General features: G+C 37.4%; 13 protein-coding genes. 4 read left to right on the forward strand and 9 right to left on the reverse strand.

The annotated features are described in order from the left end of the window. Positions 1 to 11 precede the first annotated feature (11 nt). From ACWITO_RS08490 to ACWITO_RS08500, 3 genes are all read left to right on the forward strand, one after another. Positions 12 to 1,157 carry a hypothetical protein gene (locus ACWITO_RS08490; RefSeq protein ID WP_448529566.1) on the forward strand — a complete coding sequence of 382 codons (1,146 nt, stop codon included), beginning with the start codon at positions 12 to 14 and terminating at the stop codon, positions 1,155 to 1,157. Between the two features lie 104 nt (positions 1,158 to 1,261). Next, on the forward strand, positions 1,262 to 1,690 hold the full coding sequence (locus ACWITO_RS08495; RefSeq protein WP_448529567.1) for a hypothetical protein: 429 nt from the start codon (positions 1,262 to 1,264) through the stop codon (positions 1,688 to 1,690). A 37-nt stretch (positions 1,691 to 1,727) separates the two neighbouring features. Then, positions 1,728 to 2,717, forward strand: coding sequence for a glycosyltransferase family 9 protein (locus ACWITO_RS08500; protein WP_448529568.1), 990 nt, complete (start codon positions 1,728 to 1,730; stop codon positions 2,715 to 2,717). Here ACWITO_RS08500 and ACWITO_RS08505 read toward each other — a convergent pair. The 9 genes from ACWITO_RS08505 to ACWITO_RS08545 all read right to left on the reverse strand — a co-directional run bounded on the left by ACWITO_RS08505 (position 2,665) and on the right by ACWITO_RS08545 (position 9,725). After that, on the reverse strand, positions 2,665 to 2,958 hold the full coding sequence (locus ACWITO_RS08505) for a hypothetical protein (RefSeq protein ID WP_448529569.1): 294 nt from the start codon (positions 2,956 to 2,958) through the stop codon (positions 2,665 to 2,667). The genes ACWITO_RS08500 and ACWITO_RS08505 overlap by 53 nt on opposite strands. Positions 2,959 to 3,017: 59 nt before the next feature. Beyond that, positions 3,018 to 4,052: a bifunctional diaminohydroxyphosphoribosylaminopyrimidine deaminase/5-amino-6-(5-phosphoribosylamino)uracil reductase RibD gene (gene ribD, locus ACWITO_RS08510; RefSeq protein WP_448529570.1), complete on the reverse strand. Its 1,035-nt coding sequence runs from the start codon at positions 4,050 to 4,052 to the stop codon at positions 3,018 to 3,020. Continuing rightward, on the reverse strand, positions 4,052 to 4,297 hold the full coding sequence (locus ACWITO_RS08515) for a NifU family protein (RefSeq protein WP_448529571.1): 246 nt from the start codon (positions 4,295 to 4,297) through the stop codon (positions 4,052 to 4,054). Before ACWITO_RS08515 ends, ribD begins: the two co-directional genes overlap by 1 nt. 286 nt (positions 4,298 to 4,583) lie before the next feature. Then, a complete protein-coding gene (locus ACWITO_RS08520) occupies positions 4,584 to 6,410 on the reverse strand; it encodes a tetratricopeptide repeat protein (RefSeq protein ID WP_448529572.1) in 1,827 nt (608 codons plus the stop codon). Between the two features lie 2 nt (positions 6,411 to 6,412). Next, the gene (locus ACWITO_RS08525) at positions 6,413 to 7,525 is read right to left on the reverse strand and encodes an AI-2E family transporter (RefSeq protein ID WP_448529573.1); all 1,113 of its coding nucleotides are present in this window, start codon (positions 7,523 to 7,525) and stop codon (positions 6,413 to 6,415) included. A 167-nt stretch (positions 7,526 to 7,692) separates the two neighbouring features. Next, positions 7,693 to 8,235 (reverse strand): NADH-quinone oxidoreductase subunit B, encoded by a 543-nt coding sequence (locus ACWITO_RS08530; protein WP_101357734.1) that lies wholly within the window; start codon positions 8,233 to 8,235, stop codon positions 7,693 to 7,695. 32 nt (positions 8,236 to 8,267) lie between these two features. Then, entirely contained in the window at positions 8,268 to 8,801 is a 534-nt protein-coding gene (locus ACWITO_RS08535; protein WP_448529574.1) for a hypothetical protein, read from the reverse strand. Then, positions 8,798 to 9,340: a restriction endonuclease gene (locus ACWITO_RS08540; protein ID WP_448529575.1), complete on the reverse strand. Its 543-nt coding sequence runs from the start codon at positions 9,338 to 9,340 to the stop codon at positions 8,798 to 8,800. The genes ACWITO_RS08535 and ACWITO_RS08540 overlap by 4 nt, the downstream gene beginning before the upstream one ends. Before the next feature lie 13 nt (positions 9,341 to 9,353). Further along, positions 9,354 to 9,725, reverse strand: coding sequence for an NADH-quinone oxidoreductase subunit A (locus ACWITO_RS08545; protein WP_448529576.1), 372 nt, complete (start codon positions 9,723 to 9,725; stop codon positions 9,354 to 9,356). Positions 9,726 to 9,892: 167 nt separating this feature from the next. Here ACWITO_RS08545 and ACWITO_RS08550 point away from each other — a divergent pair. Continuing rightward, a partial coding sequence (locus tag ACWITO_RS08550; RefSeq protein WP_448529577.1) for a hypothetical protein occupies positions 9,893 to 10,215 on the forward strand: 323 nt, incomplete at its 3' end.

Consider the following 10,215-nt stretch of genomic DNA (forward strand, 5'->3'; position numbering starts at 1 on the left):
TTCTAAAATTTATGAAAAATTTAGCTCAAATGTTGAAAAAAACTACTTTGATGCTTGCCTTTTTTGTAGTGGCTTTGGTAGCCTATGGGCAAGATGAGGTTTTCAAGGTACTCGCCTCCAAAGGTGATGTAAAACTCAAAGCTACCCAAAAGAAACTTTGGGGGGGTAGCTCGCTTAAAAACACTGATGAAATTGTAGTGGGTAGCGATAGCTACATCGGCTTGATGCATAGCAGCGGAAGAACCGTTGAACTAAAACAGCCTGGTACTTACAAAGTAAACGACTTGGCAGGCAAAGCCGCTGGAGCGGGTAGCAGTACAACATCTAAATACGTAAGCTATGTAGCAGGGGAAATGACAAAAGCCGACAAACGCGATATCAATCAGAACCACCGCAAATATATGGCTATGACAGGGTCCGTAGAAAGAGCTAACCCCACAGCTAATTTAGCCTTCTTTGTACACGAACCTACTGCCAAACCACAAGACTTGAAAGTTTTTGGTGATAAAATAACTCTCCATCTTTACAAAAACCCTATTGCAGAATTTAACTCAAGTGGTAAAACCTACGTAGTTAGGGTTTTGGATATGAAAAATAAGGTGATTATTGAAAACCAAGCTGTTGCCAATGATGCTGGGGAAGCTCTTGTAGAAATAGATTTTTCAAAATTTGCAAAACACGGAAATACTTTTGTCATAGAACCTTCTGTGAAAGAAGCAAAATCTAAAGACCGAGCTTATTATACAATCAGCCTTGTAAGAGAAGGCGAAGAATACGAAAGAGTGAAAAAGGCTATCGCTGAACTGCAAGATAACACCGCTTTGAGCAAAATTGTAGAAGCAGGCATCTTTGAGCAAGAAGGTTTTTATCTTGATGCTCTTACCAGCTACGAAAAAGCTATCGCAATGGAGCCCAAAGTAGATGCCTTCAGAGTAGCCTATGAAGATTTCCTTATCCGCAACCGAATGAAACTTTACAAAGATAAAGATGAGTATGGCAAACCTGCTTTGCGTCCTTATCAAATCAATCCTAATGTAAAAGACGAAGATTTGATGAAGCCTGAAGCAAAAGTAGAAAGCGAAAACACTCAACAACAACCCACTAATAACAATACCGAGAGCAATACCAAAAAAGATGGTAAAAAGAAAGGAAAATAATAAATCTTGGCTCTTTGAACAAAAAACTGAAAAGAGACGTTTCTTGTAAAAGAGCGTCTCTTTTTTGACAATAAGCTACTAAATTTAATGCAATACCCTGACCAATGAGAAAACTCTACGCAATAGTATTACTGATAGGTTTGAGTTTTTCCTCCTGTCTTATCAAAGAGAGTGAGGTACAGGGTATTTATGTAACAGGCGATTATACCGTAGTTTTGAGGCACTGGCTCAATCCTTCAAACCAAGATGCTATCTTTATTGCCAACTATGCCGATAGCTCCGCAATAGCTTACCCTGCTTTTCTTTTAGAACTCCGAAAAAATAAGCAATACGCCGTTTTTCATATACAAGAAAAAGACGGCGGTAGAAAAATTTTTTACTATTCTTTACAGCCTAATTTTTTAGAAGATAGCCGAAAAATTGAAGTCAAAGACCTAAAAATGATTTGGGCAAAAGCCATTGTTGCTGGCATAGAACTCATAGAACCCGATGATACCAAATCGGTTATCCTGAACGGCACTCTCAATAAATAAAAATCTTTGCTACATTTGCATTGCAAAGTATTTTTCAATGAAAATCATTATCAGCCGTACCGATAATTTGGGTGATGTAATTCTAACCCTTCCTCTTGCAGGCTTTTTCAAAGAACAAAATCCTGAAAATCAAGTTGTTTTTATAGGGAAAAATTATACCCAAGCCATCATAGAAAGTTCCGTGTATGTAGATACGTTCCTTGCCAAAGAAGCCATTTTAGCCAATCCGCACCTGCTTGCCCAAGAAAATGCCGATGCTATCTTGTTTGTTTTCCCCGATTTAGAGATTGCTCAAATTGCCAAAAAAGCACGCATACCCACACGCATAGGAACAAGCCATAGGTGGTGGCATTGGTGGTATTGCAATAAAAGAGTAAATTTTTCAAGGAAAAATTCTAACCTTCACGAAGCACAACTCAATTTCAAACTTTTAGAAGGTTTAGATTTATTTTTAGAACCTAATTTCGGACTTATTCAGGATTGGTATGGCTTGCAAGCCCCTATGCTACCCGAAAATCTGCAAAATTTGCTTTCAAAAGAGCAATTGAATATCATTTTACACCCCAAATCCAAAGGTTCGGCGAGAGAGTGGCATTTGGATAGCTATTTTGCCCTTGCCAAACAAAATTCGGACAAGCAATTTTTTATTACAGGCACACAAGCCGAAGGAGAGTTAGTTTCTACCCAAAAACCACAAATTTTTGAACTACCCAACGTGAAAAATCTTACAGGCAAACTCACTTTACAAGAACTAATAGCTTTTATTGGGGCGGTAGAAGGCATTGTTGCGTGCAGTACAGGACCGCTCCATATTGCGGCGGCTTTGGGGAAATATGCTTTGGGAATTTATCCACCCATACGACCTATGCACCCAGCACGCTGGCAACCTATTGGCAAAAAAGCAAAAGTGTTGGTGCTTGAAAAAGAATGTTCATCTTGCCGAAAAAGCAACTTTTGTGCGTGTATCAATGCGATTAGCGTAGCAGAAGTGAGCCAAGAAATTGCCAAATGGCAGAAAGAGGCTTAAAATCCTGCACTCTTTCTGACATTTTTTCTATCAAAGGTTTTTGTAAAGAAATCTCCTCGTTTGTCTTCCAAAAACCCTCGCTTGCTTTCCAAAGCAAAATACTGATAAGAATAACCACAAAAAACTTGAAAAATACTAAGTTTTGACTTTGCTCTTGATTGAGACGCTTCATAGCTGTAATGGTTTGCCATATAAAAAGCATTTTTTGTGCCAAACCTAAAAAAATGTTCAATTTTAGCAAAAAAGGCTTTTTTTGCTGAAAAAAGAACCTAAAATGTCCGAAAACGAACATAAAAGCGTTCATTTTTTAACAAAATAATTTTCATAAAAAAATAGCTTATCCCCTTGCCAATCTTGAACTTTCTTGGCAGGAAAAGGTAACTTAGGGGCAGAAATTCCTTCTGTAAATTGCACCTGCGAAACAAAGACTCTTGCCTCGTCCCAAAGATTTTTTTCAATAAAACTTTGCAATAGCTTCGCCCCTCCTTCTACCAAAACCGATTGCACCTTTCGCTCAAAAAGGTCTTGTAACAAGTTTTCTAAAAAATTTTCCTCCTCCAAACGAATAAAATCTAAACTGGGGGCAGTTTCATTTTTTTGCAAATTGTAGCAAAGCGTAGGCTGTGAGCCATCAAAAATATGATGTGTGGGTGGAAGGCTTAAATTTTTATCAATCACAATGCGAATAGGATTTCTGCCTGTCCATTCTCTTACATTGAGTTGCGGATTGTCGTAGTGAGCCGTATTAGTACCAATCATTATGGCTTGCTCTTCCGAACGCCACTTATGCACCAGTGTTCGGCTATGAGCATTGCTTATCCATTTGGAAGAAAAATCTTTACGAGCTATGAAGCCATCAGCAGTTTCTGCCCATTTGAGTACAATATAAGGACGTTTTTTTTCCATAAATGTAAAAAAACGCCTGTTCAGGTAGCGTGCTTCTTGCTCTAAAACACCTACTTTCACTTCAATACCTGCATTTTTTAAGATTTGTACACCTCTGCCCGCCACCAGCGGATTGCTATCAAGATTGGCAATTACGACACGAGGGATTTTTTTCTCTAAAATCAAATTGGCACAAGGGGGCGTTTTGCCGAAATGGCTACAAGGCTCTAAATTGACATATAGCGTGCTTTCAGAAAGTAATGCAGGATTAGCCACAGAAGCAATGGCATTGACTTCGGCGTGGGCTTTTCCATATTCTTTGTGCCAACCTTCTCCGATAATTTTTCCCTGATAAACAATCACACAGCCCACCAAAGGATTAGGAGCAACCGAGCCTGTGCCAAGTGTTGCCAGTTGCAAAACTCTCTGCATTAGGTCGGCATCGCTCATCAGATAACCGTAGTTAAATTAACTGCCTCAATCGCCTTGATTTCAGGCACTTCCTGACGAATAGTAGCTTCAATACCCGCCTTGAAAGTCATCTCCGACATAGGGCAATTTCCACAAGAACCCACAAATTCTAATTTCAAAACTCCCTCATCTGTGATTTCTAAAATACGGACATTGCCGCCATCTGCCTCTAAATAAGGGCGAATCTGATTGAGAGCTTTTTCTACTTTTTCAAACAAATCCATACCAAAGTGAGGTTAAGAAGTTTGAAGTTCAAAAGTTTGTAGTTGAAAGATTTAAGAACAAAAATATAAACCACAAACTTTCAAAATTTGTAATTACTTACGTCCCCAAAGTTCAGCATTTGATGTTCAAAACTTTAAGGGCTTTATTTCTCATTTTCTGTCTGACATCTTCCTAAATCCGTTTTCTGTATCTTGCTTCCTGTTTCTTTACCGCAAACTATACCTAAATAATTACCCAAATTTACCTATTCAAAGATAACAACAATTTATGGTAAGACAAAGTTTTTCAGTCAATAAGTTTTAGAGCTTTTTGGGCATCTTTGTCATCAGGATAGTATTTCAAGAAAAATTCTAAATCTTTGCGGGCTTGTATTTTGTTTTTCTTTGCCCAATGAGCCATTCCTCGGTAATAGTAAGCAGGTATGGCGTCAGGGTCTATTTCAAGCACTCGCTCACATTCTTTAAGCAAATCGTCGTAGCGTTCTTCTTCGTGCAAGAAGTTAATTTTATTCAGGCGGTACTCCACCTCTTTGGGTGCAAGAGCAATCGCTTTATCAATACTTTTGAAAGCCCCTTCGGTATCGCCAATTTCAAAAAGTAAGTGAGCTTTTTCAGCGTGATAGTTGGGTTGTAAAGGGTTGTGGCTAATGGCTTTATCTATGTAGAAAATGGCTTGCCCCATATTTTGAGCTTCGGCGGCGGCAAGCCCTCTCATTAGGTACAAATAGCCCAAATCTCGCCCTTTGGGCAGTTTTTCGGCTTTTTCAAAATCGCGATTAGCCTCTTGAAATTTCCCCATCAGAGCGTAGGTTATCCCCCGAATTGTGTAAGATTTTGAGTTAAGACTATCTATCGCCAAAGCCTTTTCAATATCTTTGAGGGCTTCGGCAGTTTTATCTTTTTCCAAAATTCCCAAACAGCGTTCCTGATAAGCCGAAACCAAAACGCTATCTAAAAATCTTTGAGAAAACTCTCGCTGAAAAATGGGATTTGCGTTCAGCAGTACGTCTGCTTTTTCATCATTTTCGTTGCGAAGCAAGTAAATTTCGGGCATCACATTCAGAGCCTTTAAGTAACTTTCTTTCGCCTCTTGGCTTTTCTTGGCATAATGAGCTATAATGGCTTTATCGTAATACACTTCGGCAGAGAGGTTGTTTTGCAATTTTTCTGCTTCATTGATAGATTTCCAAGCCTCTGCATATTTTTTAAGCTGAAAATAACACAATGCCTGTATATAGTAAAGTTCTGGCTTTTCTATTTTTTTAGGGCTTTGGGTTATGGAAAGAGCCTGTTTGTAATTTTTAGTTTTATAGAGCGATTTTGCCCAAAAATAAAAGTCTTCTTCTTCAAAAACATTCGGATTTTTTTTCAAAATCTGTTCATAGATGCGAATAGCCTCTTTATGATTACCTTTTTCGCTTAAAATCAAGGCTCTCATTTTTTGAGCCATAATATTTTCAGGCTCTAATTTCAATGCCTGTAATGCTATCTTTTCTGCCTGTTCATATTCTTTTTCAGTGGTATAGATAATAGATTTCAGAAGTAAAAACCTTGTTTCGTTAGGGTAGTAGCCAATGGCTTTATCTGCATAGCCAAGTGCCGTTTTAGGATTTTCTGCATCTAAATGTGCTTCGGCTATTTTATACAAAGCCTCTGCATTTTTCTCATCAAGTTTCAAAGCTGTTTCTAAATCTTTGATAGCTTTATGGTATAGCCCCATATTCATATACGCCTCTGCTCTACCAATATAGCTGGCTGTATCTTTGGGCTGACGGCGAATTATTTCTGAAAAACCGCTTTCCGCCTCCTCATTTTTTCCTTCTTCTAGCTTGTAAAATGCTTTCGCAAAAATCGGTGCTAACCAAGTAGAATCCAGTTTCAAACATTTATCAAGCAACTGATAGCCTTGTGCATAATTGCCTTTTTCCAAAAGTTCAATAGCTTCTTCATAAACGAATATAGCTTCTTTTTTATCTTTCTGAGCAAAAAGATAGGAGATTGCCGAGATATTCAGAAAGAGTATGAGCAGAAAAGTAAGGCAGATATTTTTTTTTCTCCTCTGCTTCTGAAATAGTTTCTTATGCCTTCGGTCTTGTGTTTGGTAGCTGTTCATAATCATCTGAAACTTCTGTAACGTCTGAAACCTTTGCGTAGCTCTTTGATGCTAACTTTGATGATAGTGTAAGTAGGAATAGCGACAATCATACCCAATGCCCCTGCAAGACTTGCCCCCGAGAAAATTACAATAAAAATTTCTAATGGGTGAGCTTTTACGCTTTTTGAAAAAATAAAAGGTTGCAAGAAAATATCATCAATCAAACGCACTGCAAAAAAAAGCGAAACAAATTTAACAAGTTTTAGCGAAAGCGGAAAATCGGGAACAGAAAAACTATTACTTACAATGACCAAAATACCAAAAGCAAGCCCCGAAAAAGGTCCAAGATATGGGATAAAATTGATAGAAGCCGCCAGTGCCGCAATAGTAAGAGCATACGGAATATTGAGCAAAATGCCGCCTATGGCATAAATGCTAAAAACCGCCAAAGTTTCTATCAGTATGCCTCTTAAATAATTGGAAAGTAAATGTTCTATTTTGTAAAAAGCCGTAATGAGTACCTCAAAATAACGATTGGGAATAGCAGAAATTACCATTTTACGAAAAAGACCTTTTTCGTAAAGCAAAAGAAAAGTCATAAAAGTAATTGCAAGCAAATACACAAATACCGAACCCGCTACTCCCACCAAACTATTTACCAAACCTGCAATATCAAATTTTTCAAGGAAAGTTTTTAGAATGGTATTCAGCTCTTCCAAAATAAATCCTTTTTGGGCATTAACTTTAAGCTCCTCTATGAGAAAATCCTCCAAATTTTCAAGTGGTTCTATAATTTGCAAGCTCAAAACATTGGGCTTGATAGAGCGTAAAAGCCGAAGTTGGTCAGAAATAAGCGGAAAAAACAAACGTACAAAAAGCGTAATAAAAGCCACCAAAGCCACCATTGCCACCACCACAGCAAGCACACGAGGAATTTTTATCCTAAAAACATATATTTCGGAAATATAATCTACCAAAGGACGCAACACAGTGGCTATCACCAAAGAAATTAGCAAATAACGCCAAACATCAAAAAGCAACCAACCTAAAAAAATCAAGAGCGATAGCCCCAAACCAATCTGTAAGGCTGTTTTCCATTTGTTATTGGGCGAAAAAGAAAGTGTGGCAAGCATTTTTATACCCAGATGAAAATGATTTTCAGGCTTTGCAAGATTTTTCTTGATTTCAAGAATTCGTAGAAAAAACCTCCCAAAAGTATTTTTTTTCGTTTAATATAAATTTAGACCTACAAGAAGTAGAGTTCTTGTAGGTCTTTTTTTAGAAAAACTTTCAACTCTTTTTATTGAACCAAAATATTATACGAAGCGAGCAATTCTTTGTATTCGGGGCTATTGCGGCGTCTTAAAGACTCATTTTTAGCAAGTTCCTGCAACTGCATAATGCCTTCCAGAATTTGCTCGGGACGAGGCGGACACCCAGGTACATACACATCAACAGGAATAACTCTATCAATCCCCTGCAAAACGCTGTAAGTATCAAAAATGCCACCACTTGAAGCACAAGCTCCTACCGAAAGCACCCAACGGGGTTCAGCCATCTGCTGATACACCTGCTTTAAGATAGGTGCCATTTTTTTGGCAATAGTACCTGCCACAATGAGCATATCGGCTTGTCGTGGCGAAAAGCTCGGACGCTCCGAACCAAAACGAGCCAAATCATACGTGGAAGCCATCGTACTCATAAACTCAATGCCACAGCAAGAAGTAGCAAAAGGCAGAGGCCAAAGAGAGTTGGCACGTGCCAAGCCTATGATTTTATCAAATTGGGTGGCAAAAAAACCTTGCCCCTCATAACCTTCGGGTTTATCTACAATTTTGACCATAGTTTTTCGCTATTATTTTACAATACAAAAAATTAAGACTCATAAGCAAAACTTGCCTCTAAAAAACCAACTATTTCAATAATATCAATGTTTTTTTGAATTTTTCCTCTCAAACTATCTGTCATATTATCTAAAATACTTTCTGCTATTTTTTGCTGATTTACTCCTGCTCCTAATTTAGATAAGGCATATTCAGGCTCTAATAAAAACATTTCAAATTCTACTTCTGAAATACTTTTGCCAAAAAATTGTTCAAGAAAATTTTTATCCAATAGTAGTAAGCCAAGCACATCAATGCCTTTTACCTTTATTTCGGCATTAGAAAACACAAGATTTAGTATTTCTTTCGCTGAATTTTCTTTTTCTACAATACTTTTTTGATTGACATTAAGCACAAGTAACACTTTATCGTAATCCAATATTGCCGCAGAACGAGCCATAGAAATAGCAGAAGTATCCCCCGCCGCCTTAAATACTTTGCAATTGTTCCAAACATTGGCAGGGAGTATTTTTTGAAGTAAATCGGCAGTAATTTTATCCGAAGTAATGATAATACTCTTTTTCATAAGCCAAGTGAAGCGGTGTTAAAATCTGCTGTTCCTTCTTTAATATACATTTTATATTTTACGAGCAATGCTTCTGCAAAATTTTGTTTTTCTATGAGATACTCTATTTCTGTTTTTTCCCAAAGTAGTATAGTTTGTGGAGCCATATAAGCCGATAAAATAATAGCTGTTTCTGTAAAACCACCTGTTGAAAAAATTGTCCCTATCACTGATGAAGGTCTTCGCAGAAGTTGAGAACGCATTTTAGCTAAAACTGCAAAATCTACTTTTCTACTCCAATCTTTACATTCTACAAGACAAGACAGATGCCTGTAATGAATGATACCATCTATTTGCTCAATGACTTGGTTATCTTTTTTTACTAAAAACGGATACTCAACCTCTGCACCACTCAACTTAAAAGCCCTGATTATCAAATATTCAAATGCTTTTCCTTCTGCAAATTCTGTTATCTCACCTTCTTTAATCTTATTCCAAAGTTCTTTTAATTTAACCCAATCGTAGGTTTCTATGATTTTCCGATATGTATCTTCTGTCATCAATAAAATATTTTTATTCCCATTTCAAAACATCACGCTTGATGATATAATAGAAACCTACCAAAAGCAGACCTACAAATGTGAGCATTTCCCAAAAACCAAACCAACCCAAATCTAGAAAATTAACTGCCCAAGGATACATAAAAATAATTTCTACATCAAAAAGCACAAACAAGATAGCAACCAAGAAATACTTGATAGAAATAGGTGTGCGAGCATCTCCTACGGACTCTACCCCACACTCAAAAGCAATATCTTTATTTTTGCCTTTACGTTTGGGACCTAAAAGGTGAGTAGCTATCATTGTAACCACCACAAACCCCAAAGCCAAACCTAATTGTATCAAAATAGGTAAATAATCGGAAGGTGCATATATTTTTTCCATACCACTAATTTTTGAGCGAAAGTAGCAAGCATTTTTCCAAAAAACAAGTAAAAAATTAAGTTTGTTCAAAAAATCATTTTTGTAGTGCTAAAAGTCGCTCTTAAAATTTTGGACTTTCAAGGTTTTTTGTATATTTTCGCTCAAAAAACAATTACTACGCCACATTTATGAATTATATTGAACGCCTTTCCCCTGTTTGCTTTGATTTACTCGTCATTGGCTCGCTGATGGGAGATAGGTTCAATACGGCTATGCTTGCCGAACTTTACAGCAAAAAAGAAAATTTAGACTCTCTCGCCGAAGCTATCCGAGAAGGCATTGTAGAGCAATTTACCGAAAAAGACCAACAATTTTTCCGCTTCAAAGATAATAACGTAAAAACCTATTTTAGCCAAAATGTAGCTAATATCCACGACGATAGCGTACTGCGAACTATCGTCAAGTGGCAAGTGGAGCAGTTCAATCAAGCTGAAAGACGTATCCAACGCTT

Source organism: Raineya sp. (assembly GCF_053497555.1).

Excerpts from the sequence above, each read along its gene's own strand:
- ACWITO_RS08490 (WP_448529566.1), top strand. The coding sequence starts at position 12 with ATGAAAAATTTAGCTCAAATGTTGAAAAAAACTACTTTGATGCTTGCC.
- ACWITO_RS08495 (WP_448529567.1), top strand. The coding sequence starts at position 1,262 with ATGAGAAAACTCTACGCAATAGTATTACTGATAGGTTTGAGTTTTTCC.
- ACWITO_RS08500 (WP_448529568.1), top strand. The coding sequence starts at position 1,728 with ATGAAAATCATTATCAGCCGTACCGATAATTTGGGTGATGTAATTCTA.
- ribD (WP_448529570.1), bottom strand. The coding sequence starts at position 4,052 with ATGAGCGATGCCGACCTAATGCAGAGAGTTTTGCAACTGGCAACACTT.
- ACWITO_RS08515 (WP_448529571.1), bottom strand. The coding sequence starts at position 4,297 with ATGGATTTGTTTGAAAAAGTAGAAAAAGCTCTCAATCAGATTCGCCCT.
- ACWITO_RS08520 (WP_448529572.1), bottom strand. The coding sequence starts at position 6,410 with ATGAACAGCTACCAAACACAAGACCGAAGGCATAAGAAACTATTTCAG.
- ACWITO_RS08525 (WP_448529573.1), bottom strand. The coding sequence starts at position 7,525 with ATGCTTGCCACACTTTCTTTTTCGCCCAATAACAAATGGAAAACAGCC.
- ACWITO_RS08530 (WP_101357734.1), bottom strand. The coding sequence starts at position 8,235 with ATGGTCAAAATTGTAGATAAACCCGAAGGTTATGAGGGGCAAGGTTTT.
- ACWITO_RS08535 (WP_448529574.1), bottom strand. The coding sequence starts at position 8,801 with ATGAAAAAGAGTATTATCATTACTTCGGATAAAATTACTGCCGATTTA.
- ACWITO_RS08540 (WP_448529575.1), bottom strand. The coding sequence starts at position 9,340 with ATGACAGAAGATACATATCGGAAAATCATAGAAACCTACGATTGGGTT.
- ACWITO_RS08545 (WP_448529576.1), bottom strand. The coding sequence starts at position 9,725 with ATGGAAAAAATATATGCACCTTCCGATTATTTACCTATTTTGATACAA.